The 25,411-nt window shown below is 49.2% G+C and carries 23 protein-coding genes; 17 read left to right on the forward strand and 6 right to left on the reverse strand.

All coding sequences use genetic code 11. The features are described 5' to 3' along the window. Positions 1 to 33: 33 nt before the first annotated feature. Entirely contained in the window at positions 34 to 528 is a 495-nt protein-coding gene (locus IM638_05050) for a hypothetical protein (GenBank protein MCA6362382.1), read from the reverse strand. A gap of 389 nt (positions 529 to 917) precedes the next feature. Here IM638_05050 and IM638_05055 point away from each other — a divergent pair, with 389 nt between their 5' ends. The 15 genes from IM638_05055 to IM638_05125 all read left to right on the forward strand — a co-directional run bounded on the left by IM638_05055 (position 918) and on the right by IM638_05125 (position 15,993). After that, positions 918 to 2,411, forward strand: coding sequence for an oligosaccharide flippase family protein (locus IM638_05055; GenBank protein MCA6362383.1), 1,494 nt, complete (start codon positions 918 to 920; stop codon positions 2,409 to 2,411). A 24-nt stretch (positions 2,412 to 2,435) separates the two neighbouring features. Beyond that, positions 2,436 to 2,870 (forward strand): dUTP diphosphatase, encoded by a 435-nt coding sequence (dut, locus tag IM638_05060; protein MCA6362384.1) that lies wholly within the window; start codon positions 2,436 to 2,438, stop codon positions 2,868 to 2,870. Positions 2,871 to 2,902: 32 nt separating this feature from the next. Beyond that, positions 2,903 to 3,910 (forward strand): nucleotidyltransferase, encoded by a 1,008-nt coding sequence (locus tag IM638_05065; GenBank protein MCA6362385.1) that lies wholly within the window; start codon positions 2,903 to 2,905, stop codon positions 3,908 to 3,910. Positions 3,911 to 3,914: 4 nt separating this feature from the next. Continuing rightward, a complete protein-coding gene (locus IM638_05070) occupies positions 3,915 to 5,051 on the forward strand; it encodes a tetratricopeptide repeat protein (GenBank protein MCA6362386.1) in 1,137 nt (378 codons plus the stop codon). Between the two features lie 99 nt (positions 5,052 to 5,150). Further along, a complete protein-coding gene (locus IM638_05075; GenBank protein MCA6362387.1) occupies positions 5,151 to 5,690 on the forward strand; it encodes a tetratricopeptide repeat protein in 540 nt (179 codons plus the stop codon). An 18-nt stretch (positions 5,691 to 5,708) separates the two neighbouring features. After that, positions 5,709 to 6,590, forward strand: a complete 882-nt coding sequence (locus IM638_05080) for a DUF4292 domain-containing protein (protein ID MCA6362388.1) — start codon at positions 5,709 to 5,711, stop codon at positions 6,588 to 6,590. Then, positions 6,547 to 7,965, forward strand: a complete 1,419-nt coding sequence (locus IM638_05085; GenBank protein ID MCA6362389.1) for a peptidoglycan DD-metalloendopeptidase family protein — start codon at positions 6,547 to 6,549, stop codon at positions 7,963 to 7,965. The genes IM638_05080 and IM638_05085 overlap by 44 nt, the downstream gene beginning before the upstream one ends. Before the next feature lie 180 nt (positions 7,966 to 8,145). After that, positions 8,146 to 8,451, forward strand: a complete 306-nt coding sequence (locus IM638_05090; protein ID MCA6362390.1) for a hypothetical protein — start codon at positions 8,146 to 8,148, stop codon at positions 8,449 to 8,451. A 3-nt stretch (positions 8,452 to 8,454) separates the two neighbouring features. Continuing rightward, a complete protein-coding gene (locus IM638_05095; GenBank protein MCA6362391.1) occupies positions 8,455 to 9,648 on the forward strand; it encodes a hypothetical protein in 1,194 nt (397 codons plus the stop codon). Then, a complete protein-coding gene (dcd, locus tag IM638_05100) occupies positions 9,645 to 10,268 on the forward strand; it encodes a dCTP deaminase (GenBank protein MCA6362392.1) in 624 nt (207 codons plus the stop codon). Before IM638_05095 ends, dcd begins: the two co-directional genes overlap by 4 nt. Before the next feature lie 69 nt (positions 10,269 to 10,337). Then, positions 10,338 to 10,856: a histidine phosphatase family protein gene (locus IM638_05105; GenBank protein ID MCA6362393.1), complete on the forward strand. Its 519-nt coding sequence runs from the start codon at positions 10,338 to 10,340 to the stop codon at positions 10,854 to 10,856. A gap of 92 nt (positions 10,857 to 10,948) precedes the next feature. Further along, complete coding sequence (gene ppk1, locus IM638_05110; protein MCA6362394.1) at positions 10,949 to 13,057, forward strand: polyphosphate kinase 1; 2,109 nt, start codon at positions 10,949 to 10,951, stop codon at positions 13,055 to 13,057. Next, positions 13,038 to 13,949: an exopolyphosphatase gene (locus tag IM638_05115; GenBank protein ID MCA6362395.1), complete on the forward strand. Its 912-nt coding sequence runs from the start codon at positions 13,038 to 13,040 to the stop codon at positions 13,947 to 13,949. Before ppk1 ends, IM638_05115 begins: the two co-directional genes overlap by 20 nt. An 83-nt stretch (positions 13,950 to 14,032) precedes the next feature. Beyond that, positions 14,033 to 15,232, forward strand: a complete 1,200-nt coding sequence (locus IM638_05120) for an ATP-binding protein (protein ID MCA6362396.1) — start codon at positions 14,033 to 14,035, stop codon at positions 15,230 to 15,232. Then, entirely contained in the window at positions 15,229 to 15,993 is a 765-nt protein-coding gene (locus IM638_05125; GenBank protein MCA6362397.1) for a 1-acyl-sn-glycerol-3-phosphate acyltransferase, read from the forward strand. The genes IM638_05120 and IM638_05125 overlap by 4 nt, the downstream gene beginning before the upstream one ends. A 6-nt stretch (positions 15,994 to 15,999) precedes the next feature. Here the strand turns inward: IM638_05125 and IM638_05130 are convergent, their stop codons facing one another. The 5 genes from IM638_05130 to IM638_05150 form a co-directional block, all read right to left on the reverse strand. Further along, positions 16,000 to 17,247 (reverse strand): 50S ribosome-binding GTPase, encoded by a 1,248-nt coding sequence (locus IM638_05130; GenBank protein MCA6362398.1) that lies wholly within the window; start codon positions 17,245 to 17,247, stop codon positions 16,000 to 16,002. 2 nt (positions 17,248 to 17,249) lie between these two features. Beyond that, a complete protein-coding gene (locus IM638_05135; protein ID MCA6362399.1) occupies positions 17,250 to 18,545 on the reverse strand; it encodes a TSUP family transporter in 1,296 nt (431 codons plus the stop codon). A gap of 4 nt (positions 18,546 to 18,549) precedes the next feature. Beyond that, on the reverse strand, positions 18,550 to 19,452 hold the full coding sequence (gene cysD, locus IM638_05140; protein ID MCA6362400.1) for a sulfate adenylyltransferase subunit CysD: 903 nt from the start codon (positions 19,450 to 19,452) through the stop codon (positions 18,550 to 18,552). A 31-nt stretch (positions 19,453 to 19,483) separates the two neighbouring features. Next, positions 19,484 to 20,194: a phosphoadenylyl-sulfate reductase gene (locus tag IM638_05145; GenBank protein ID MCA6362401.1), complete on the reverse strand. Its 711-nt coding sequence runs from the start codon at positions 20,192 to 20,194 to the stop codon at positions 19,484 to 19,486. Between the two features lie 227 nt (positions 20,195 to 20,421). Then, entirely contained in the window at positions 20,422 to 20,877 is a 456-nt protein-coding gene (locus tag IM638_05150; GenBank protein MCA6362402.1) for an Rrf2 family transcriptional regulator, read from the reverse strand. Between the two features lie 245 nt (positions 20,878 to 21,122). Here IM638_05150 and IM638_05155 point away from each other — a divergent pair, with 245 nt between their 5' ends. Further along, positions 21,123 to 24,488, forward strand: coding sequence for a gliding motility-associated C-terminal domain-containing protein (locus IM638_05155; protein MCA6362403.1), 3,366 nt, complete (start codon positions 21,123 to 21,125; stop codon positions 24,486 to 24,488). A gap of 88 nt (positions 24,489 to 24,576) precedes the next feature. Next, positions 24,577 to 25,389: a nuclear transport factor 2 family protein gene (locus IM638_05160; GenBank protein MCA6362404.1), complete on the forward strand. Its 813-nt coding sequence runs from the start codon at positions 24,577 to 24,579 to the stop codon at positions 25,387 to 25,389. Positions 25,390 to 25,411: the final 22 nt, after the last annotated feature.

Here is a 25,411-nt window from a genome sequence, read left to right on the forward strand (position 1 = left end):
ATCTGCGGCTGTAAAAAATAACGCGGTGAGCGATTAGTCTTCCTTATAGAAAGTTTTGTCTTCGTCTTTATCGAAGAAGAAGCTCAGGTTCTCATACTTCTGAATGAACGCGCGGAATTCAGCAGAGGTAGCAAACTCTTCGGTAATGTTGTCGGTAACACCTTTGAGTTTGATACGGCCTTCAGACTTGGTGTCGAGCTTGTACACGTAGTATTTTGTGTCAGAAGATGAACCTTCTTCACGTACGTTGAGGTACTCGCTTGAACCTACTTTCGATACAAACCCGATGTATATGGTGGGTTCATCTTCGCCCGATTTCTTTTTCTTTACGATACGGTACTGATTACCTTCATATACTTTAATTGAGTAGGTATAGTCTTCCGAAGAGCGCTCTTCGTAAGTACCTTCGAGAGATTTGTTGGCTTTTGCATTTGATACATCGTCAACCGGAACTTTGGACTCGTAGGGACAGCCCATGAAGGTAAAACTGAGTGCAGCAACCAGGGTAATTAATTTAAAAGCTTTCATGCGGTTTAAGGTGTTGTTTTGTTGGTTACGAATATAGGTGAATTTCGCGTTTGCCGTTATACGGCAAATGCCGGAGTTTTTTACAAAATCCAGGCCAATTCGTTTTTGACCCGGTTTCCCCCGCTTGTTTTCAATGGTTTCAATTTGTTTTTGACATTGCAGGAGGGTTTTGCGGCGTGAATAATGAGGGGTGAAATGAGTACTCATACTCATCATTATGTGTAAAGGTTTCACCCCATCTGGTTAACGGAATAAGATGCTGCGGGGAAAAAAGTGACGGGGAAAAGTGATTTTTTGATGTTATTAACACAAAAACCTGTAAAAAAACGAATTATGTGTACCATTAACAGGCCGAATTACCGGAATTTCGCAGGATATAGTGTGTTGATTTGAGTTCACTCAAACGTCTTGCCGGGCAAACTGCCATTTACGGGCTGAGTACCATTCTCGGCCGGATGCTCAATTATGCGCTGGTTCCGTTCTACACCTATATTTTTGATGTTCCTGCTGTTTACGGGCTCAATAATGAGTTTTACGCCTACATCTCCTTCCTGAATATTGTGTTTACCTACGGCATGGAAACGGCGCTGTTTAACTTTTCGAGCACCGAACCAAACCGTAACGGCGTTTATACCACGGCCATGCGCTCGGTGCTGGTATCCACCATGTTTCTGGCGCTGCCGCTGCTTGTGTTTGCCGATCCGCTGGCCGAACTCATGCGCTATCCGGGCCATGCAGGCTTTGTGTGGATGGCTGTGGGCATTGTGGTAACGGATGCCCTCACCGCTATTCCGTTTGCAAAACTTCGTCTCGAAGGCCGGCCAGGGCGGTTTGCCAAACTCAAACTGCTTAACATCGGCATAAATCTCATCATCAATTTCTTTTTCATCGGGCTTTGCAAATGGGCGTGGACAAAAGACCCCGACAGTTTTTTCGGTTCGTTGTACAACGATGAAATTGGTATCGGTTATGCCTTTGTGGCCAATCTGGCGGCCAACGTGGTGGTGCTCCTGCTGCTTATGCCCGAACTGCGCCGCATTGATGCCGGTTTCGACATTGCGCTGTGGAAGCGGATGATACGCTATGCCATGCCGCTGCTGGTGGTGGGCCTTGCGGGTATGGTAAATGAAACACTCGACCGTATTCTGCTCAAATACATGCTGCCGCTGGGCATGGGCGAAACGGCCGTGGGCATTTACGGAGCCTGCTACAAAATTTCAATCCTCATGGCCATTTTCAGGCAGGCGTTTCAGTATGCCGCCGAACCGTTTTTCTTTTCGCAGCGCAACGAAGGCAACGCCCGCGAGCTTTACGCCAAAGTGATGAGCATTTTCATTATTGCCTGCTCACTTATTTTTCTTGGCACCACGCTCAATCTCTCGTGGATACAGTATTTCATTGGCCCCCCCTTCCGCTCGGGGCTGGCGGTAGTACCTATTTTGCTGCTGGCCAATTTATTTCTGGGCATCTACTTCAACCTCAGTATCTGGTACAAACTCACCGGCCGCACCCGCTCGGGCATGTGGATTACCATGGCAGGCGCGGTCATTACGCTAACGCTCAATTTTATCTGGATTCCCTCGCAAGGCTATTTTGGCGGCTACATGGGTTCGGCCTGGGCCACATTGCTGTGCTATGCCACTATGATGGTGCTTTCGTATTATGCCGGCCAGAAACACTATCCGGTGCCCTACGCCGTAGTGCGCGGACTGGGCTATATTGGTCTGGCGCTGGGGCTTTATCTCGCAGGCACATTTATTGCAAACGATTCGCAGTTAATTACGCTGTTGTTTAAAAATGCCCTGCTGCTGCCGTTTATAGCCGTAGTGTGGGTGCTTGAAAAGCCCCGGCAGTGGTTTGCCCGCAAGCCTGCACAACCTTAAAAACAGCTACCTTCGCACAATATGCTGAACGTAAAAATCATAAACCGCTCTGCTCACGCACTGCCCGAGTATGCCACCGAACAATCGGCCGGACTTGACCTGCGTGCAAATCTTGCTGAGCCGGTTACGCTTGAACCGCTGAGCCGCGCCATGGTGCCCACCGGGCTTTCCATTGAATTACCCGCCGGTTTCGAAGCCCAGGTGCGTCCGCGCAGCGGCCTTGCCGCAAAACACGGCATCACCGTACTCAACAGCCCCGGCACCATTGATGCCGATTACCGCGGCGAGATTAACGTAATTCTCGTTAACCTCTCCAGCCAGGCATTTACCATACAAAACGGCGAACGCATTGCACAACTTGTTGTTGCCCGCCACGAACGCATTAACTGGCTGCAAACCGAAGAACTAAGCACCACACAGCGTGGTGAAGGCGGATTCGGCAGCACCGGCAAATCATAATTCCGACACACACCTCTGATTACGCAGTAACTATGAAAATTATTGTTCCAATGGCGGGCATGGGCAAACGAATGCGCCCGCACACACTTACCGTTCCGAAGCCCTTAGTACAGGTGGCCGGAAAACCCATTGTACAGCGTCTTGTGGAAGACATTGCCAAAGTGTGCAATGAACCGCTCGAAGAAGTGGCCTTTATCATTGGGCCCACATTCGGTAAGGAAGTGGAAAACATGCTGGTGGGTGTCGCACAGTCGCTCGGCGCCAAAGGCAGCATCTGGTATCAGGAAGAAGCACACGGCACTGCACATGCCATTATGTGCGCCGAACAGGTGCTCGACGGCAAAGTGGTGGTGGCTTTTGCCGACACACTGTTTAAGGCCGATTTTAAAATGGATACGGCTCAGGAAGGAATTATCTGGGTGCAGAAAATTGAAGACCCGCGAGCCTTTGGTGTGGTAAAATTAGACGCCGATGGTGTGATTACCGATTTTGTGGAGAAGCCGGCTGAGTTTGTGTCGGATCTGGCAATTATCGGTATTTATTATTTCAAAGACGGTGCTTATCTCAAGCGCGAACTGAAATACCTGCTCGATAACAACATCCGCGAGAAGGGCGAATTCCAGCTCACCAACGCCCTTGAAAACATGAAACGTCAGGGTGTAAAATTTACGCCCGGAAAAGTAACTGAGTGGCTCGACTGCGGCAATAAAGATGCAACGGTTTATACCAACCAGCGTGTGCTTGAGTTCGACCGCAGCGATGCGCGTTTGATGCCTTCGAAAATGACGCAGGAAAACAGCCTCATTATTCAGCCCTGTTTTATCGGCGAAAATGTGGTGCTCCGCAACGCTGTGGTTGGTCCGCATGTATCGCTCGGTGCCGGTTCGGTAGTGGAAAACAGCGTGGTGAGCAACAGCATTGTGCAACAATACAGCACACTGCGCAATGTGGTAGTCACCAATTCAATGGTGGGCAGTTATGCCACCGTAAACGGCCACACACTTGATCTGAGCGTGGGCGATTATAACGTATATCAGTAAACAGATGCGACTGCTTTCGGTACTGTTCATGCTGGCTGTGTTTGCAGCCGTAAGTTGCCATCCGGCCAAACCGGCCTCGGGCAATACTTCGCAGGTGCGTGCGCCCAAACGCAATGCGCCTAAAGACGACAGCGTGACCCTTCGTAAAACCTTAAAGCAGGCCAAAACCGAAGCGTTGTTTATTGACGGATGTACGGAAAAACTCATTGGCAATCCGCAAAAAGCCATTATGGCGTTTCGTGAAGTGCTTGAGCTTGACCCGGCAAACGCGGCTGCCAACTATGAGATGGCGGGTATTTACCGCGACAGTAAGCAGCCTGATCGTGCACTCAGGTATGCCATGCGTGCCGATTCGCTGCATCCGGAAAACGACTGGTACAAACTGCGCCACGCACAGGTACTGAGCGATCTGGGCCAGCACGAAAAAGCCATGAAGCTGATGAAGCAGCTGGCCGACCGGCATACCAACAAGGCGTTCTGGCAATACGAATATGCAGCGGCGCAGGTGCGTGCCGGCGATACGAAAGCGGCATTGAACACCTATGACCTGATCGAGAAAATAGAAGGCCGATCAGACACACTGTCGGCCCGGCGCATTGCCGCACATCGCGTGGCGGGCAACAATGCGGCTATTGTGGCTGTGCTCGAACAGCAGATTACGGCCAATCCGGGCAGCGAACAGGCTTACGTGGCGCTTGCCGGCGAATACACCCGGCAGGAAAATGCGCCGGCGGCTTTGCTTGTGTGCCAGCGTCGTACAAACGCCTTTCCTCAAAGTGCATCGGCCTGGCTTGATTTAGCTGCAGCACAACGCAGCGCCGGTAAAAACGCCGAAGCCTGGCGAAGTATGGTCAATGCCTGTCAGATTCCGGCCGAGCCTGTGCGTAAAACCGAAATGCTGCGCAGCTGGTACCTTGGCAGCGATTCGCTGGTACCCAATGCCAGCGACCTGGCCAAAGCCGATTCGCTTTGCCTGCTTATGCGCCGCCACCATGCCGACTATTACGGCACATGGAGCGCATCGGCCGCCGTGTGGAAACTGCGTGGCAAAAACGCCGAAGCCCGCGATGCCTGCCGCAAAGCCATTGCGCTCGACAAAAGCCCGTGGATGCCGTGGAAAATGCTGCTCGAACTGAACTAACTGCTTGGCGATGATGCCGCGCAGCTCAAAGACAGCCGCGAAGCCACCGAGCTTTTTCCGCAACAACCGCCCACCTGGCTGTACTATGGCCGCCAGCTCATGAAGCAGAAGCGGTACAGCGAAGCCATTGACCCGCTCGAAACCGGCGCTTCGTATGTGTTCGACAATGATGCGCAGGAGCTTGAGTTCCGCCTGCTCATTATTGAAGCCTATCGCCAAACAGGCGACGATAAAGAAGTGGTGACCATTTGCAAGCGCCTGCTCAAACGTTTTCCCGACAATGCGCCGCTGGTGTATGAGCTTTGCTGGAGCTACTCGCGCCAGCGCATTGAACTGGCCACGGCACAGGAACGCATGAGCGCACTGGTGGCGGCCAATCCGTTGAATGCAAGCTATCTTTCGCTGCTTGGTTATATCGACTTGCAACTGGCCGAACACGATAAAGCACAGGCACACCTTCAGCAGGCACTCAAACTCAATGCAAACGATGCGCTCACCAACGAGCGCATGGGCGATTTACAGCTGGCGCTTGGCAATAAAGATGAAGCCGTGAAATACTGGAAAATTGCCAAAGCAAAGGGCAGCACATCACCCAAACTCGATCAGAAAATTAACACACGTGGCGCACAGCCTGAATAACATTTAATGCACAACCCGATGCGCATTACCTCTGCCCTGCTGATACTCATTCTTGCCGCTTTCTCGTCGGGAAGCAGCGCCTGCCGTGGAAAAAAACAGGTAGTGGCGGCCGATACCACGGCCACACAAAACACAAACGGCTGCAAAATCGACTACAAACTGCCGAAAGTGCTTGCCGCCGAAATGAGCAGCCACGAAATGAAATTTGAATGGCTGAGTGCAAAACTCGACTGCGAGGCAAAAACCGACAGTTCGCGCGTGGCGTTTGATGTGAATGTGCGCATGCGCCGCGACAGTGTGATCTGGCTAAACATTACCGATCCCGCACTCGGCATTCGTGTAGCGCGCGTGCTCATTACTACCGACTCCGTGAAGTTTGTAAACTTTCTCAACAACACCTGCTTCCGCGGCGATTTCGCTTACCTCAGCCAGTTGCTGCAAACCGAGGTTGATTTTGATATGATGCAGTCGCTGCTGGTAGGAAACAGCGTAGCATTTTACAACGAAGACGAAAAACTGAAAGCACAGGCCGATAAGCAAAATTGCCATTATATACTGAGCACGGTGCGCAAACGCCGCCTGAAAAAAGTAGAAGAAGGAAGAGCACTGCCCGAAGAGCCGCTTCAAACGCTTACACTCGATCCGCAGACATTTAAAATTCTGAATGTGTTTTTTATTGATGCACAGCTTCGCACGTTCAAGGCCGACTATTCTGAGTTTACGGAAGAGGGCGGCATACTTTTCCCGCATAAAGCCACGTTCTTTGCAAAGGGCGTGCAGAAAAGCGCCGAACTGAATGCCAGCTACCGCAAAATTACACTGAACGAACCACAACAATTCCCTTTTAACCTGTCCGATGACTGCACGCCAATTCAAGTTACTCCGACTGGCAAACAGTAAGCTGCTGTTTGCCGTATTGCTGCTGCTCACGCTTGCGCTGGTGGCGGCTCCTGTGGTATATGCGCAGAAAAAAAGCAGCAAAAAGAAAACCACTGCCAAAAAGGAAACATCGAGTAAATCAACGCTCCAGCAAAAAAAACAAAAGCTGCAGTCGGATATTGATTTCACCAACAAACTTCTTTCCGAAACCCGGCAAAACAAAAAACTTTCGCTGAGCCAGCTTGCGGCACTCAATCAGAAAATTGAAGCGCGCGAAGGACTCATCAACACCATCAGTGGTGAAATTTCGGAAATCGAACAGCAAATCGGCCAGCGTCAGCAAAACATCCGTCAACTCACTAAAACCGACTCGATACTGCGCGAAGAATACAAGCAGATGATTCAGTTTGCCTGGCGCAACCGCAACGCCAACCAGCGCATGATGTTTTTGTTTACCGCCGGAAGTTTCAATCAGGCCTACAAACGCATGATTTATTTGCGGCAGTTAAACCTGCGCCGCAAAGCCAAAGCCGAAGAAATTGCCGGTAACCGCGAGGCGTTAAATGAAGAAGTTGTAACCCTGGATACTGAACGGGGTGAGAAAAAAAGTTTACTGGATAACGAAAGCAAAGAAAAAGAACAGCTTGCCGGTGAAAAGGAAGAAAAGCAAAAAACCTTCCTGAGCCTGCAGGAAAAAGAAAAACAGCTCAAAGACGATCTCGACAAAAAGAAAAAACAGGCCGCACAAACTGATGCCGCCATCCAAAACCTGATTGCTGCCGAAGCAGCACGCGCAGCCGAAAAAGCCCGCAAGGAGGCCGAGAAAAAAGCAGCTCAGAAAAAAGCAGACCCGGTAGTAAAAACCGATCCGAAAACCGGCAATACAGGCAACTCCGGTAACAGCAAACCCGCTGAAACACCAACGGCAAAAGCCGAACCCGCAAAAATTGAAATCAGCCCGGAAGAAAAAATTGTAGGCAACAGTTTCCTCAACAACAAAGGCTCACTGCCCTGGCCGGTGGCACAAGGCACCATTATCGAACACTTTGGCACACATCCGCACCCGGTACTGGCCAAAGTAATGGTAAACAACAACGGCGTTGATATTGCCACCACACGCGGTGCACAGGCCCGCTCGGTTTTTGATGGCGAGGTAACCGGCATTACCAACATTCCCGGCGCAGGCTGGCTGGTTATTGTACGCCACGGCGAATACCTTTCGGTATATGCCAACCTGAGCAGCGTATCAGTAAAAACCGGCGACAAAGTGAAAACCAAACAAGCCATTGGCAACGTAGCCGAAAACGACGAAGGCCAGCCCGTGCTGCATTTTGAAGTATGGAAAAGCGGTGTGGGAAAAATGGATCCGGAAGGCTGGATTGCGCGGAAGGGGTGATCAGTCTGCAAATATGATAATTTATTAAGTGCAACTCTTTTTATTCCTCTCTGCAAATGAGTTATATAGTAAAAAAAATTGTGGATATACATTTAACATTCGGATGTGAGTAAGTTATGTTATACATTAGTCATATAGCAATTTTTCCTACTCATTTTGCAATATCAAAAAACCAATTAAATGTTGTACAATCAGTCTCCCGAACGAGAGCAAATTAATCACTTTCGAATGTTTGTTGAGTCCTGCAAAAATGGGGAGGATAAGTACACAGATTTAGTATCAAATATATTCAAACAAGCTCGCGCACTTGCTAATGATAAAGAACATATCTATACAATAGACAGAGGTTTTTTTACTGTTATTCATTTTTTAAGTGAAAGCGGCAAAGAGTTTTTAATTAATCACAAAAACGACAACATTACAACTGCGGATTATTCACGGATTTTATCTATATTAGACAAACAATATGAAAACAATTTCTGGTAATTAATGCCGTTTAACTCTTCTCTTTCATTACATTTTGCTCAATTAAATAAGGCTTGGCAAAAGTCTAGATATAACAAATACTCCGATCGTGAAAAACAAGAGTACCACAATCGGTTGGATGAATTGTTTGTTAAAATCAAAGATGTTGACTTTACATCATTACATAATGAGACTATTTATATTTATAAAAATGCCATTGATTTTCTATTTAAGAGTATCGACTTCCTCGACAGCAGCACTCTAAATCTTATTCCCTTTGAAACTGTTGAATGTTTAAGTCATGCTCTTAATGATTGGAAAAGAAATAATGATCGATTTATCATCGCAACTAATCTTGTAAAGAATTTATCTGGCTATAGCTTTGATCCATCTCTGGTAAGGGGTGATATATATGAACTTATCAAGCATGAGTTTGGCGTTAAATTCAATGCAAAACTTATACAGATAAATGTTCCTGTTTATTTATCTAGAGATTATCTCGCAAGTGTTGTGCTATACCATGAATTAGGACATTTTATTAACGAGCATTATCAGATTTGTACATCAATATTACCAGAGGTAATTGGTTTAGATTTTAATCAATCACGCTGTCGCTCACTTTTAGAGCGTTTCTTTCACTTTACACCACAACGTTTTGAAATATTAATTGCCAATACAAATTCACGAAGCGATAGGCATGGAGTTCTTAAAGGGCTAATATACTCTTACTTAGGAGAATACTTTTGCGATTTGTTTGCAATACAATATGTAGGAGTTTCATTTCCTCAATATCTTGATTATATAGATAGCGATACAACACCTACTCTATCTCACCCAAGTAAAGAAAGAAGAATAGAGCTAATGAGAGCTTTTCTAGATCCTACTGATGCTCTCCAAGAAGCACTATTTTTCATTGAAATCTTCCAAAAAGCAATTCAAAAAATAACCGGAAAGAAGCTTCAAAAAGCGGTTACACTAATTGATAGTAATAGTTTCTATGATCTTTTACCCGCACAAATTACAAGCACTAATCAACTACACGGTGTATTTATCCAGGGATGGAAGTGTTGGGAAAAAAACTTAAAGGGATCAGACATTGATTCTGTCGCAAACATTAAAGAAAACGCGGTACTCAGATATGAAATAATAAATAATTTAATAGAAAAGTCTATTGGTAATTTTATTGTTGAACGTGACTGGAAAAATGCAAGTTTATGATTCTTAGTGAAGATAAAATTAAAGAGTTAATTGAAAAAAAGGAGCTTGTAATACAGCCTCTACTTGATATCAAGCAAATTGGTCAGATTAGTATTGATTTACGAATTGGATATGACTTTTTAGTATCTATTCAAGGTCGAGATCCATACATTAACGCATCACGAAATAAAGAAGATGAAGAAAATAGTATTGAGGGTGTATATTCTATTAACCATTTTTTTCAAGAAACCCGCAGAAGGATTGGAGAAACCATTCTCCTTTATCCACAACAAACAGTTTTATCAAGCACGTTAGAATATGTAAGGCTGCCTAATAATATTATGATGTCAATTCATACCCGAAGTTCTTATGTAAGGCTTGGGTTATCAGTAAATACAATTATACAGCCTGGTTATTGCGGCTGTATTTCATTAGAACTAACAAATAATAACAAAAATACAATAAACTTAACTGTTGGAGCTCCGATTATACAGGCTGTTTTACATGAAGTTACAGATAAGACAGAATATCTAAGAAAAGGTCGGAAGTATATTTGTCAAGTCAGACCAAAAGTTTCCATGATTCAGGAGGATAATGATCTAAGTATTTTGAAAGAAATCTGGAAAAATAGCCGACAATAAGGTTATTGCACCTAGATTATATCTAACACATTCTTCCTACCTTAAAGCATCCAAACAACAGCTCCTGCCATGAAAACACTCTGGCTTATCCGTCACGCAAAATCGTCGTGGCAACTGAATACGCTGCCCGACAATGAACGCCCGCTCAACGACCGCGGCTACCGCGATGCGCACGAAATGCCTGCACGTGTACTCACCGGCATAGCCAAACCCACGTGCATGTGGGTAAGTCCTGCCGTACGCACCTACACCACGGCGCTCATCTTCGCACGCCACCTGCGCTTCCCGTCCGAACAGTTTTCGCTTGCTCCGCAGTTGTATGAATCAGGTGTGGATGAATATCTTGATGTGCTGCGGCGCACGTCAGATACACACCAGCACGTAATGCTCTTTGGCCACAATCCGGTAATTACGCAGCTGGCCAACCGGCTTTGCAATACACATATCGAAAATGTGCCTACCTGCGGCATTGTGAGCGTTGCACACCCGCACACCAACTGGAGCGAACTTGGCAAAACACCTGCACAGCTGCTCAGCTTTGATTTCCCCAAGAAATCAAACGAAGAAATTACGCAACGCGATGCATAAGCCGGCACCGGCGCGTTAAACAATCGTTAACTGGGTGTAAGCACGGCTTTTCCGGTTATTTTTGCCACACCCTATTCCAAAGATGCTTTGCAATGCTGAGAAAAAAATTACCGTTTATCAATCGCGACATTAGCTGGCTTTCGTTCAACGAGCGTGTGCTGCAGGAAGCCGAAGATGATGCCAACCCGCTGATTGAACGGCTGAGGTTTCTGGGCATATACTCCAACAACCGCGACGAATTTTTTCGCGTGCGGGTGGCCACGCTCAAACGCATGGGCAAACTTGGCCGCAAGGCTGAATCGGTACTCGGCGCGCCGCCCGATATGCTGCTGGCGCAAATTCAGAAACGCGTGGTGGCTGCATCCCATCGCTTCGATCGTATTTACAACAAAATACTGGCCGAACTTGAAAAACACCACATCCACATCATCGACGAAAAAGAGCTTACAAAAACGCAGGGCGAATTCGTAACCGGATTTTTCCGCAACAAGGTAATGCCTTCGCTTTTCCCGATTATGCTCGACAATGCGCCACAGTTTCCCTACCTGCGCGACCGTTCCACCTACCTTGTGGTGCGCATGGTGGCCGCCGGTGTGGAATCAAAACCAAAGTACGCACTGATTGAAGTGCCCGCCGACGCCATTTCGCGCTTTGTGGTGTTGCCCCAAAGTGGCCGCGAGCAATATGTAATGCTGCTCGACGATGTGATACGCTTTTGCCTTGCAGAAGTGTTTCCGGGCTACGACCCCAAGCGCATTTCGGCCTACACCATTAAGCTAACACGCGATGCCGAACTCGACCTCGACACCGACGTGTCGAAAAGCTTCCTCGAAAAAATGTCGGGCGGCCTGAAGAAACGCAAGAAAGGTATTCCGGTGCGTTTTGTGTATGACAAGCAGATGCCGTCTGATATGCTTAAATATCTGCTGCGTCAGTTAAAAGTAATCCGCACCGACAATATCATTCCCGGTTCGCGTTATCACAACTTCAAAGACTTCATCCGCTTCCCCGATCTGGGGCACCCCGAGCTTATCTGGCCTGCGCACGAACCGCTCCGCCACCCGCGTCTGATACGCGGTGAAAGCATGTTTGATGAGATACGCAAAAAAGACCTCATCCTGCATTATCCCTACCAAACATTCGATCACGTAATCGACCTGCTCCGCGAAGCCTCCATCGATCCGAAGGTGAAGAAAATACAGATTACCCTTTACCGGGTAGCCTCAAACTCCAACGTTGTAAACGCGCTTATTAATGCGGTAAAAAACGGCAAGGAAGTGGTTGCAGTAATGGAGTTGCAGGCCCGGTTTGATGAGGAAAACAATATTTACTGGGCCAATAAACTTCAGGAAGAAGGAGCACGTGTAATTTTTGGCGTACCGGGAATTAAGGTTCACTCCAAACTCTTCCTAATTACCCGCCGCGAAGAAGGCAAAGTGGTGAATTACGGCCATATCGGCACGGGAAACATGAACGAATCGACGGCAAAAATTTACACCGATAAATCGCTCATTACCGCCGATAAGCGCATTACCGATGAGCTGGTGAAAATCTTTGAGTTTTACCACAACAACCTCAAGCCGGGTCATTACAAGCATTTGCTGGTATCGCCCTTTACCATGCGCCGCAAGCTGGAGAACCTGATACAGTTTGAAATTGAGGAAGCGAAAAAAGGCCGTAAAGCATCAATGCTGCTGAAAATGAACAACCTGGTTGATCTTGAGATGATTAACCGCTTGTACGAAGCCAGTAAGGCCGGTGTGGAAATTACGCTGATAATAAGAGGAACCTGCTCACTTATTCCGGGTGTGAAAGGCATAAGTGAAAACATTCGTGCCATAAGCATTGTGGGCCGCTTTCTGGAACATACACGGGTGTTCATTTTTCATCACGGCGGCGATGAAAAGTATTTCATATCTTCGGCCGACTGGATGACGCGCAATCTGGATCACCGCTCGGAAGTAGCGGTGCCCATTTACGACACCGACAGCCAGAAAGAGCTGAAGGAAATTCTCGAACTTCAGCTCCGCGACAATCGCAAGGCGCGGCTTATCGGCGGGTTGAAGGAAAATACTTATCTGGAAGTTCCCGCCACCGTAGAACCGCTAAATGCACAGGAGGCGATACGCGATTATCTCGGGAAAAAGCCTAAGGCTCCCAAGCCACCAGTAATTAAACGAGTTGAAATTCGCCGCAATTGATATAGGTTCCAACGCTGCACGCCTGCTCATTGGCAACGTGTATGAGCGTGCCGAGGGCCCCGTGTTTAAAAAAGCTGATCTGGTTCGCATTCCCATCCGACTGGGCGATGATGCGTTTTTGCACAAAGAAATTTCAGCAGCCAAAACAGAAAAACTGTTGCTGGCCATGAAAGCGTTCAGGCACCTCATTGATTTTTACGAAGTAACCGCCCTCAAAGCCTGCGCCACATCCGCCATGCGCGAGGCACGCAACTCGGCCGATGTGGTGAAACGCATACAACGCGAAACCGGGCTGAACATTGAAGTAATTGACGGCCGCACCGAGGCCGAAATTATTTACGCCAATCACATTGCCGAACATCTCGCCCCGGGTCACGACTACCTTTATATCGACGTGGGCGGCGGAAGCACAGAACTTACGCTGTTTTCGAAAAACCGCATTGTGGCTTCGCGCTCATTCAACATCGGCACCATTCGTTTACTCAACAACCTCGTTTCAAAAGAACAATGGAACGAGTTCCGCGACTGGGTAAAACAAACCACAGCCGATTACCATCCCCTCTCGGCCATTGGCTCTGGCGGCAACATCAACAAAATTTTTAAGATGAGCCGCAAGAAACAGAACCGCCCGCTTTCCTACGCCAAACTCAAGGAGCAGCACGAGTTTGTGGAGTCGTTCAGCCTTAAGGAACGTATTGAAGTACTCGGCCTCAACCCCGACCGCGCCGATGTAATTGTGCCGGCAGGTAAAATATTCTTAACCGTAATGAAGGCTGCCGGTATTGATGATATTTATGTACCGCAAATTGGTATGGCCGACGGACTGATTCATCTGCTGTACGAAAATCATCGTTCGCCGGGTGTGAAAAAGGCATTGGTGTTTAGTGAATGAATGTCGCTTAAGACAGACTGAATTCTGATTAAATCAAAGAGATTGGTTTAATTGAAGGTCATATTCATGTACTATCTTTGAATATGGCATTAATAAAAGATAGCAGCCCATTTTACAGTGGCCGGCCACTTCCTCATGAATTGTTTACCGGACGAGACGAGCAAATTCGCCTTATCGAACGTTCGTTAAAACAGGTGGCTGTTGGTAAACAACAAGCTGTTTTTTTAACCGGAGAGTTCGGAATAGGCAAATCTTCGTTAGCACACGCCACTCGTTATATTGCAGAGTCTAAGCATGATTTAATTGGCATTCATGTAATGCTGGGAGGAACCAAAACACTTGACGATCTTTCTGAACGAACTCTTGAATACGCACTTCGAAATGAAGCATACAAGCCAAGAAATACAGAGCGCGTCAGAGATATGTTATCAAAATATATTGGTCAACAATCTGTTTTAGGCATAAACCTAAACTTTGACCAACTTAAGGCCGATGCGCCAACCCTGTCAAGAGGGTTTTTGCCCTTTCTGAAAGAGCTGTACAAGCGTGCAAAAGGAGATGGTGTAAAAGGGGTGTATCTGATTCTTGATGAGGTGAATGGTATAACCCCAAACCCTGATTTTGCACACTTCGTGAAAACTCTTGTTGATGGAAATGCGTTAAGCGCAGACCCGCTGCCATTATTTTTATTGTTGTGTGGCGTAAGAGAAAGGAGAGATGAAATGGTTGCGCACCACAAACCTGTGGACAGGATATTCGACATTATTGATGTACAGGCTTTGAGCGAGCGTGAAACAAACGAGTTTTATATCAAAACCTTTTCGAGCGTAGGTTATACAATTAATGAAAGAGCTTTAAGTCTTCTGTTTTTTTACGCTCAGGGGTTTCCAAGAGCCATCAATCTTATTGGCGATAATATTTTTTGGAAGGCGACACAGCGACATATTGATTATGAAGTTGCCTTGTATGGCGTAATTGCTGCGGCCAATGAAATTGGTGCTAAATTTATTGACAGCCAAGTACTAAAGACTATCGAAAGTGCTGACTATAAAAGTATTTTAAGAAAAATTATTAAAAACACTGCGGTGAACGAAATGGCGATCAACAAGAAAGATATTCTGCCTCTTCTCTCGCCCGACGAGAATAATAAATTCAATAACTTCATGCAAAAGTTAAAAAAACTTGCCGTGCTTCGTTCCGGGATTGAGCAGGGTGAGTATATTTTTAACGACCGGCTCACCCGGTTATACTTAAGTATGAAGTTTTATTCCGGAAATCTATGATTCTTCTCCGCATACTCCGCGTTCTGTTTGGGATCTATGCCATTTGCATATTCCTTGCCTCGCTGTTTGTTTTTCCGCTGTTGCATGCGCTGGTATTTTTGCTTTTCAGCGAGAAGAAAGCGCCGCATATTGCACACCGCCGCATATCGCGGGTGTGGGCTTACTACCTGCATTTCTTCTTCTTTCAACCCATACGCGTAAAAAACCGCGAAGTGCTTGATCCTGAAAAAGCCTACGTGTTTATTGCCAACCACCGCTCACAATTAGATATTCCGCTTTTTGCCGTAGCCTGCAAAAACACATTCCGCTTTCTGGCGAAGGCCGAACTTACCAAAGTACCGCTGATGGGTTATGTAATTAAAAAACTTTACATCACCGTAAATCGCAAAGATGCCACCGACCGCAACCGGAGCATTGAGAAAATGAAACGTTCGATCGACGACGGCATTTCAGTATTCATTTGCCCCGAAGGCACACGCAACCGCAAGGAAGAACCCATTGTGTCTGAATTCCGCGATGGGGCTTTCCGCCTGGCCATTCTTGCGCAACAGCCGCTGGCTGTGCTTACAGTGTATAACACCGGCGACAAGCTGCATCCCAACCGCCCGTTTGAAATGTCGCCCGGAGCGATATATGCAAAATGGAGTGAGCCCATTGATACACGCGGCTTAACGGTTGAAGATATACCCGCACTGCGCGAACGCGTGCACCGGCAAATGACCGAAGACATACGCCGTTTCAGGGAAACCGGCCAATGGTAATCACGGTTATATTACAAACGCCACTCCGGCTGTGGTATGTGTATGCTCGTCGATAAGAATGAAGGCGCCGTTGTATTTATTTGCCGCATAGCTTTCGGCAAACACGGGCTGTGCAAGACGAAGCGAGATGATGCCGATTTCGTTAAGCTTTAATTCTGCAACGCCCTGCTCGGCCGCCAGCGTTTCTACACTGATGCGCGCCGAAATGGCTGATACCTTTGCCTTTACACGATTCACGCCATGCTGAAGTGTATAGGTTTTTCCCTGCACGAGCGGCGCGGAATCAAGCCAGCAAATGCGGGCTTCGAGTTCTTTTGCCGGTGCGGGAGCCTCGGTTTCTCGGGCAAGCATGCCGCCACGGCTGAGATCAATTTCGGTGGTGAGTGTAAGCACCACGCTTTGCCCGGCTGTTGCCGCGTGCACTTCCTCCATACCGGCATACACTTTATCCACCACCGAAGTTTGCTGTGACGGCAATGCCACCACACGATCGCCACGACGCAGCACTCCTGCAGCCACACGCCCTGCAAAGCCCCGAAAATCGTGATACTGTTCCGACTTGGGACGAATAACCTGCTGCACCGGAAAACGTGCAGGCAGTTGTGCCGCAATGCTGGTATAGTCAATACTTTCGAGACAGCCCAGCAGGTGCGGGCCGTTGTACCACGGCATGGCTTCTGACGGGCGCGCAATGTTTTCGCCCCAGAGCGCGGCCACGGGAATAAACGTGAGCTGCTGTTCGGCATAAGAAGCCAATGCTGTAAGCGTTGCAAAGTCGCTGCAGATTTCCTCAAACCGTTCAGCACTATATCCGGCCAGATCCATTTTGTTTACACACACCACCACATACGGAATGCGCAGCAGCTGGGTAATGTAGTAGTGGCGGCGCGTTTGTTCGGCAATGCCGTTGCGCGCATCCACAAGTATTATGGCTACCTGCGCGGTGCTTGCGCCGGTAATCATGTTGCGTGTATATTCAAAATGGCCGGGCGTATCGGCCACAATGTATTTGCGGCGCAGCGTGCTGAAATAAATATGTGCCACATCGATGGTGATGCCCTGTTCGCGTTCAGCCACAAGCCCGTCGGTAAGCAGCGAAAGATCAGGGTATTCAATGCCCCTGCGGCGGCTGGCCTGCACAATGGCATCGAGCTTATCCTGCGTAATGCTGTTTGTTTCATACAGCATGCGGCCAATGAGTGTGCTTTTTCCGTCGTCCACACTTCCTGCGGTGGCAATGCGTAATATATCCATGGTTATAAAAATGCTTTTATCATTATGCGCACGCTCCATGCCATAACCAGTATGCCCACAGCAATGAGCAGCGTACGTGCGGGAAGTTTACCCGCCAGCCGCACGGCTATGGGCGATGCCGCTGCGCCGCCCAGCAACAGGCCGGCAATTACGGGCCAGTGGCCGGTGCCGGCCAGCGCAAAAAATGTGATGGCGCTGGTGAGTGTAACAAAAAATTCGGTGAGGCTTACCGAGCCAATGGTGTAGCGCGGACTGCGGCCACCGGCCAGCAATGTGCTTGTAACCAGCGGCCCCCAGCCGCCGCCGCCAAACGAATCGAAAAAGCCGCCTGCTGCGGCAAGCCAGCCAATGCGTTTTACCTTGCGCTGCGGTTTGCTTAACTGAAATGCGCGCAGCAAAATACGAATGCCGAGAAAAAACGCATAGCCCGAAAGCAGCGGCATGAGCCAGCTGCCGGCATGCTGCCCCAGCAGCACCAGACCAACGGCACCGGCAATGGCGCCCAGCACACCCGGAAACACAAGATGGCGAAACAGTTTGCGGTTTACATTGCCAAACCGGTAATGGCTGTAACCCGAAATGCCCGAAGTAAACACTTCTGACGTGTGAATGGCCGCGCTGATGCTTACCGGATTTACACCCGCCGTGAGCAAACATGTGGCCGACACTAATCCGTAGCCCATGCCCAGCGCACCATCTATGAGTTGTGCAAAAAAACCGGTAAGCACAAAAACGCCAAACGATCCGCCAAACAATTCGGCAGTAGCGGTAAGTAAATCGCGCACGGGTGGCAGCGGCAGGTACGAAAGCATAATATGCCCGCCAAGCATGAGTCCGAATGCAATAATCAGCAGCGTAGCGATGCGTTTCCAGTTGCGCTCACTGCCCTGCACAACGTTTTGCACACGGTGCAAGGTTGCCGGCGCGGGCAATTGCTCCTCGGTTTCGGATGCAATGGAGAAAAGGAGATTGTGCTCTACACAGTCGTGCCGCAATTGCTCTACCAGATCAGTGTAGGAGGTGGCGGCAATTACAAGCTGCACATCAATAAGGTCAGTTGTGTGATAGGTTTTTTGCACCAGCGTAAGCTGGCTGTGTTGCACGGCCAGCTGTTTAAGCGCCGTACTGAAAAACGGAGCCAGCAAGGTAATCTCCGCATCGGGCGACTGTTGAAGCAGCTGTGCAGCCAGCGTGGCGCCGCGTGCGCCGTCGCTTACCAGCAACACACGCTTATTGTCGGGCAGCACCAAAACGGTGTGTCCGGCAGCAAACGAAAGGCTGTGGCTGGTGGCGTGCATGGGATCAGAAGTAGCCTTCTTTTTTGCGTTGTTCCATGGCCGCCTCGCTGCGCTTATCGTCGATGCGGGCACCGCGTTCGGAGATTTTTGCAGACAGAATTTCTTCGATGATTCGTTCCACCGTAGCAGCAGCAGAGCTTACAGCAGCTGTACACGTCATATCACCCACGGTACGGAAACGTACAGTAGCTTTGAAGGGCACTTCGTCGGGCTGCACATTTAAAAATTCGCTGTGCGGCCAGATCAGTCCGTCGCGCTCGATGACACTGCGCTGGTGAGAGAAGTATATTGAAGGAATGGCAAGGTCTTCTTTGAGAATGTATGTCCACACATCAAGCTCGGTCCAGTTGCTGATGGGGAACACACGTACGTTTTCGCCCACGTCGATAATTCCGTTGAGCATATCAAACAATTCGGGCCGTTGTTTTTTGGGTTCCCACTGCCCGAAATCGTTGCGCACGGAGAAGATGCGTTCTTTGGCGCGGGCCTTTTCCTCGTCGCGGCGTGCACCGCCGATGCAGGCGTCGAACTTAAATTCTTCGATGGCATCGAGCAGGGTAACGGTTTGCAGCACGTTGCGGCTGGCGTATTTGCCGGTTTCTTCCTTTACACGGCCTTTGTTAATGCTGTCCTGCACGTAGCGCACAATAAGTTCGGCGCCAGTTTCGCGCACAAGCCAGTCGCGAAACTCGATGGTTTCGGGGAAATTGTGGCCGGTATCAATATGAAGCAGCGGAAAGGGAATGCGTGCGGGCCAGAATGCTTTTTGTGCAAGGCGCACGAGCGTAATGGAGTCTTTACCTCCGCTGAAGAGCAGTGCAGGCCGCTCAAACTGTGCGGCTACTTCGCGCATGATGTAAATGCTTTCGTCTTCGAGCTGTGCGGGAAAAGAGGGAATGCCAGACATGAGTTGTATTGAAAAGTTGAGCGGAGTAAAGTTAGGAAGAATGCAGGCCACATTCTTTGTGCGAGTTTTCCCACCACCAGCGTCCGGCGCGGATATCTTCGCCGGGCTGTACGGCACGGGTGCAGGGTGCGCAGCCAATGCTTGGAAAGCCTTTGGCGTGCAGGGCATTGAGCGGAATGCGGTGCTGGCTTGCAAACGCTTCTGTTTGTTCGAGCGACCAGTCGAGCAGCGGATTGAATTTAAGCAGCTGATACGCTTCGTCCCACGCCACAAACTGCAGGCTGCCGCGTGCATTGCTTTGTGCGGCGCGCAGGCCGGTAATCCACACCGAGGCGCCGCGAAGTGCGCGTTGCAATGGTTCCACTTTGCGGATGTGGCAGCAAGCCTTGCGCTGCGCTACCGAATTGTAGAAGCTGTTGGGCCCGTTTTGGTTTACGAAATCCTGCACGGGCTGCGCCTGCGGAAAAAACACATGGACCGCAATTTTATAGCGGGTGCGGGTAAGTTCAAGCACATCATACGTTTCCTGAAAAAGCCGGCCTGTGTCGATAGTGAAAATTTGCACGGGTGTTTTTTCAGCCGCAATGAGGTGTGTAAGCACCTGATCTTCGAGCCCGAGCGACGAGGAAAAGCGTGCGCTGCCGGGAAACTGAGCCAACACCCGTTTCAGCCTTTCGGAAACAGAAAGAGGCTGAAGCTGTGTGTTGAGTGCGTGAAGTATTTCGGGCGAAATGGCCTGCATGTGCTTTTAATTTGCGGGGCAAAGATGCGGATTTTGATTTATTCCTACAAATCCTATTTACATAGTAGGGGTTAGTGGTTATTTTGGAAAGCAGGTGACCGGGGTTTATAGCCGCGATTGCAGTGGAAACCCGGCGGCAGGAAAATGTATAGTGGTAACGAAGCCGGGTTGGAGCGTAAAGCGCGAGCAGCAGGTATTTTGAAACACCCTCAGGTTCGCTCCAACGTTTACTTTTTCTTTTTTGATCCTGTTTTTGCGTCCGGTTTGGAAAGCGCGGCAATATCAGCAATGGTTTTACCTTCGAGCACTTTGAGTGTGGCATCGCGCACTTCGAAGAAGAGGTGGCGGAGTTCGCAGGTTCCTTCGGGATAGGGGCAGATGCGGCAGGGTTCGTAGAATTTTTTGCTGACGCAAGGCAGCAGGGCCACCGGGCCGTCGGTAGCGCGAATTACTTCAACCAGTGTAATCTGGGCGGGGTTGCGCAGCAGGTAATAGCCGCCACCTTTGCCAGCGCGGCTGCCGAGGATGGAAGCGCGGCGCAGTTCGAGCAGGATGGCTTCGAGAAATTTGCCGGGGATTTTGCGTGCTGCCGCAATTTGCTGGATGGGGACAAAGCCATCTTCGTAATGCTCGGCAAGGTAAGTGAGGGCGTGAAGCGCGTATTGGGATTTGTTGGAAAGCATGCAAAAAACAGCTATGGTTAATGCAAACTTAAACAGTTATATCTGATCTGTAACTGATTTTGGACATTCTAAATGACACAGAAAATGATTGGCTGAAACCGTTCTTGCGTTTTTCAGTGTAAATATACCAGCTAACCATTTAGAAACAACCTTGTTTGTATTTTGAAATTCAGGTGTTTAGCTTTGTTTTTAGTTGCCCAGCCTAACGGATTATGCGTCAGTTTTACTTAATTTTGATTATGCCTATGAATTATTCTTTGTTGTTTTTATTATTTGCTTTTTGCACCGGTTTCCTCACGCCCGAAGCCGCAGCACAGGCCGTTGGTCCGTTTCAGACCCGCAATCCGTTTCAGGATAATGTGTTTATAGAAAACAATGGTCAGTTTGTTTCGCGTTTTCACCCCGAAGATAAAGTACACTATGCCATCACCAACTCAGGCGAGTTGTTTCAGTTTTCGAGCCGGGGCGTGGAAGTGCTCACCTCCTCTAGCCGGTCGAAAAAAGACGAGGCGCTGAAAGGTGAAAAAACGGCAGAGCAGATTGAAGCTTCCACACGCCGCAATGTAGGGCATTACAGTTTTGTAGCGATGCGCTGGCTGGGGGCTGACACTACGGTTGTGCCGCAGGCGCAGAAGCAGAAAAAACATACGGTTACCTATTTGCAAAAAACCGAAACGGGCGGCTACACCACCCTGCGCGCTGCCGCTTTTGAAAAAATTGTGTACCGGAATATTTATCCCGGTATTGACGTGGAATACATTATCCCCGAAAGCGGTGGTGTGAAATACACGTTTGTGGTACATGCCGGCGCCGATCCATCACAAATACGCTTACAATATACCGGCGAGCAAACCGGCATGCACCTGCTGCCCAACGGAGCTTTTGAAATAAGCACACCCGACGGTTTTGTGCGTGAAGAAGCGCCCGTGTGCTACACCGCCGACGAAAATCCGGTAAACTCCGCCTTCAGTTTTGACGGCTCCACACTGCGCTTTGTATTTCCGAACGGCTACGACAACACGCAAACCCTGCTCATAGACCCATGGGTGGTTACAAACCTGACCAACCTGAGCACCTCGCAAAACGGCTACGATGTGCGCATGGACAACTTCGGAAACCTGTTTGTGTATGGCGGCGGCGACCCTACCGGGCTGGCCGTGCCGCCCTATCAGGTAGCCAAGTACGACCAGACAGGCAACCTGCTGTGGACATTTAACGGCACGGTAGCCTCGCAAAGCTGGACATCAGTGGGGCAGCTTGCCTTTGCGCCAAGCAACATACTGGTGGACCGCATAACCGGCAAAACATACATTGGTCAGGCCTACAACAACTCAGGCGCACAAATTGTACGCCTTGACCCGCAGGGCAACTACGACAACTTTATTACCGTGCAGTCAACCTTTTTTGAAGAGATCTGGGATTTTGTGTTTGACTGCAACATTAACCAGATTTATGCCCTGGGCGGTGGCACCACATCAAACATAAATTTTGGTGTGGTAAACAGTGTAACCGGTACAGTTACCTCCTCCAACATAACCGGAACCGCATCGGGCGCGGGTGAAGATGCCGTAAACGTAACTACAGACCCCGCTGGTAATGTGTACTGCATTTTTGCCTGCGGAATGACCCCGTCTGTAAACAACCATATTTTTAAAGTAAACAGCACATTTAATGGTTTTGTGTGGACAGCCCCCTCGGGCTACATGACCATGAACGAAGGAAACAACCGCCCCTTTTTGCCCAACACCACTTTCTTTTCGGGCAACGGACACAATTGTCTGGCAGCCGATAATACGTTTTTGTATTACTACGACGGTTTCAACCTGAAAGCCTTTAACTCCGCCACCGGCGCTCCGGCAGGCGTACCCGCTACGCTGCCCGGCTATACCTTACTGCACCAGGGCGGCATTGCGGTTGACAACTGCGGCAATATTTACATGGGCGGTGTGGGGCAAATACACATTTACCAGTTTAACGGCTCTGCTTTTTCGCAAACCGGAACAATTAGTCTTGGTGCAAATCTGAGTACCGCCCATGTGTACGACATACGCTACAACACGGCCAACCAGACCCTGTATGTATCGGGAGAAGATTTTGTGGGCGTGTACAGTGCCACGGCCAGTGTAAACTGTTCGAGTATTTCGGTGTTTGTAACGGCCGATTGCAGCGGAACAGCCGTGGCGGGTGTACTGACTACAGTGGCAAATCCGCAAATTACCTACACCTGGTACGACAGCAACGGCAATGTAGTGGGCACCAGCACCTCCGCCAATCTTACCGATACGATAACCGGTTTAAGCCAGAGCGGAAACTACATTGTATTTGCACAGGTAAACGGCCTCTGCGGCGGTCCGCTGGCCATAGACACATTCAGCATGAACATATTGCCGATAAATGTGGGGCCGGTGGTGCCGGTTTCGTGTTTCGGGCTGAGCGACGGAAGTGCTGCTGTTAGCGTAGTATCGGGCAATCCGCCTTATACGTATGTGTGGAATACCACGCCACCACAAAATACGCCCACCCTGTTAAACCTGGCGGCCGGCACTTACCAATGTACCATAAGCGATACACTGGGCTGCTCAAATACGGTAACCGTAACCATTACGCAGCCGCCAGCCCTTGCCGCCACAACCACAGGAGCAAGTGTGCTTTGCTCGGGCGCGGCCACTACGCTGGCGGTAACACCTGCCGGCGGAACAAGCCCCTACTCCATTTTGTGGACGCCCGGCGGACCCGGCAACAGCATTACCGTATCGCCAACTGTGAACACTGTGTATCAGTATCAGGTAACCGATTCGGCAGGATGCACATACAGCGATACGGTAAGTGTAACAGTGCTTGATGCCGGTGTGGCTGCCTTTGCCGCCACGCCGGGCGGATGCACGCCGTGGCCGGTGTCGTTTACCGATCAGAGCACGGCCTCTGGCAGCGCGGTGGTAACTACGTGGCTATGGGATTTTGGCGACGGAAACACGGCAACCGTTCAAAACCCGCAACACACCTACCTAACCGCCGGCGTGTACACGGTGTCGCTTGTAATTACGTTCAGCAACGGCTGCTCTGCATCCATTACGCAGCCCAACCTGGTAACCATCAGCGCAAGTCCGGTAGCGGCATTTACCTTCAGCGAATTATCCGGCGGACTGTTTCAGTTTACCGACCAATCGACCAATGCAGCTTCGTGGTTCTGGGACTTTGGCGACGGCGGCACCTCTACGGTGCAGAATCCCACACATACGTATGTGGTTGGTGACACCTCATACTATAACGCCACGCTTGTAGTAACCAGCCCCAACGGTTGCACCGACACGGCCGGAGCGCGCATAGAGGTGCGTGATTTCATCATCTACATTCCGAACACCTTTACCCCCAACGGCGACGGCGACAACGATGGTTTCACGGCCTACGGCATAGGTATAGCCACGTTTGACATGATGGTGTTTGACCGCTGGGGCATGCTGCTTTATCAAACCAACGATATAAACCGCATGTGGGACGGCACATTTAAGGGCAACCTTGTGCAAATGGATACTTACGTGTATAAAATACGGGTAAGAGATGTGTTTGGCCGGCAACATGAATATATCGGCCATGTGAATGTGGTGCGTTAAGCGTTTCGCCCGAATGCGCATCGGGAAGGATGCCTGTTTCAGGGTGATGGAATTTCAGGAATACAACATTCCCTCTTACATTTACGGCATGAAACACCTTGCAGTGTATGTACTTGCTATGCTGTTGCTGGCCTCCTGTGCGGAAAACGGGCAACAGAACACCACCGACAGCCTGCCGCAGAAAACCACCGGAACAGAACCGCCTGATTTCAATGCGCTGTTACGTACCTGGGCCGAGGTAATGAACGACAGTGATCTTGCCGTGCAAACTTCGCTCTACTCAGACACCATAAAATATTACGGCGCCATTTTGCCCAAAGCAATGGTGTTTGAAATGCAGTCGAGCTACATTGCCGCCCAAAAAGACTACGACCTGCGCATACTGGAAGTAGATAAAAAGGAGCTTCGTCCTGATGGCTCCTGGTACATCCATTTTACCAAGCAGGTGCGCACAGTAAAAGACACGATAAATTATCCTTCGTCGCTGGTGTTTGTGTGGAAGCAAAATGGCTGGAAAATAACCGAAGAAACCGACGACATCACCGAACTCAAAGGTGCCGCCAAAGAGCACATCCTGTCTTACAGCCCCGCTATTACCCATATTGAAGGAGTAATTGAAGCAAACAATGCCTGGAACACATCAAAGCCAGGCAGCGACCCCAAAAGCGACGGCGGCATGGTTTACTATGTGCTTTTACCGAAGTATCCGGTGGCCACCATAGCCGGCCCGCACAACAATCCGCCCGCCGAACTTGGTATTACGCGCATCCAGCTGCGCAGCCAAAGTATTGATTTAAAGAAATGGGTGAATGTGCCGGTAACTGTAAGCGGCCGTTTGCTGCATAGCAGCGCCGAAGGAGTTTATACGACCGTGCAGATGGATGTGGCGGAGGTGCGGTAGGTGTATAAGTATATATTTACTC

The sequence above is a fragment of the Bacteroidota bacterium genome, assembly GCA_020402865.1.
GTDB lineage: Bacteria > Bacteroidota > Bacteroidia > Palsa-965 > Palsa-965.

Coding starts and splice junctions, on each gene's coding strand:
- IM638_05150 (MCA6362402.1), bottom strand. CDS start 20,877: ATGCTTTCCAACAAATCCCAATACGCGCTTCACGCCCTCACTTACCTT.
- dcd (MCA6362392.1), top strand. CDS start 9,645: ATGATTCTTAGTGAAGATAAAATTAAAGAGTTAATTGAAAAAAAGGAG.
- IM638_05120 (MCA6362396.1), top strand. CDS start 14,033: ATGGCATTAATAAAAGATAGCAGCCCATTTTACAGTGGCCGGCCACTT.
- IM638_05105 (MCA6362393.1), top strand. CDS start 10,338: ATGAAAACACTCTGGCTTATCCGTCACGCAAAATCGTCGTGGCAACTG.
- cysD (MCA6362400.1), bottom strand. CDS start 19,452: ATGTCTGGCATTCCCTCTTTTCCCGCACAGCTCGAAGACGAAAGCATT.
- IM638_05095 (MCA6362391.1), top strand. CDS start 8,455: ATGCCGTTTAACTCTTCTCTTTCATTACATTTTGCTCAATTAAATAAG.
- IM638_05125 (MCA6362397.1), top strand. CDS start 15,229: ATGATTCTTCTCCGCATACTCCGCGTTCTGTTTGGGATCTATGCCATT.
- IM638_05075 (MCA6362387.1), top strand. CDS start 5,151: ATGAAGCAGAAGCGGTACAGCGAAGCCATTGACCCGCTCGAAACCGGC.
- IM638_05135 (MCA6362399.1), bottom strand. CDS start 18,545: ATGCACGCCACCAGCCACAGCCTTTCGTTTGCTGCCGGACACACCGTT.
- IM638_05070 (MCA6362386.1), top strand. CDS start 3,915: ATGCGACTGCTTTCGGTACTGTTCATGCTGGCTGTGTTTGCAGCCGTA.
- IM638_05090 (MCA6362390.1), top strand. CDS start 8,146: ATGTTGTACAATCAGTCTCCCGAACGAGAGCAAATTAATCACTTTCGA.
- IM638_05065 (MCA6362385.1), top strand. CDS start 2,903: ATGAAAATTATTGTTCCAATGGCGGGCATGGGCAAACGAATGCGCCCG.
- IM638_05085 (MCA6362389.1), top strand. CDS start 6,547: ATGACTGCACGCCAATTCAAGTTACTCCGACTGGCAAACAGTAAGCTG.
- ppk1 (MCA6362394.1), top strand. CDS start 10,949: ATGCTGAGAAAAAAATTACCGTTTATCAATCGCGACATTAGCTGGCTT.
- IM638_05160 (MCA6362404.1), top strand. CDS start 24,577: ATGAAACACCTTGCAGTGTATGTACTTGCTATGCTGTTGCTGGCCTCC.
- IM638_05145 (MCA6362401.1), bottom strand. CDS start 20,194: ATGCAGGCCATTTCGCCCGAAATACTTCACGCACTCAACACACAGCTT.
- IM638_05080 (MCA6362388.1), top strand. CDS start 5,709: ATGCGCATTACCTCTGCCCTGCTGATACTCATTCTTGCCGCTTTCTCG.
- IM638_05155 (MCA6362403.1), top strand. CDS start 21,123: ATGAATTATTCTTTGTTGTTTTTATTATTTGCTTTTTGCACCGGTTTC.
- IM638_05050 (MCA6362382.1), bottom strand. CDS start 528: ATGAAAGCTTTTAAATTAATTACCCTGGTTGCTGCACTCAGTTTTACC.
- IM638_05130 (MCA6362398.1), bottom strand. CDS start 17,247: ATGGATATATTACGCATTGCCACCGCAGGAAGTGTGGACGACGGAAAA.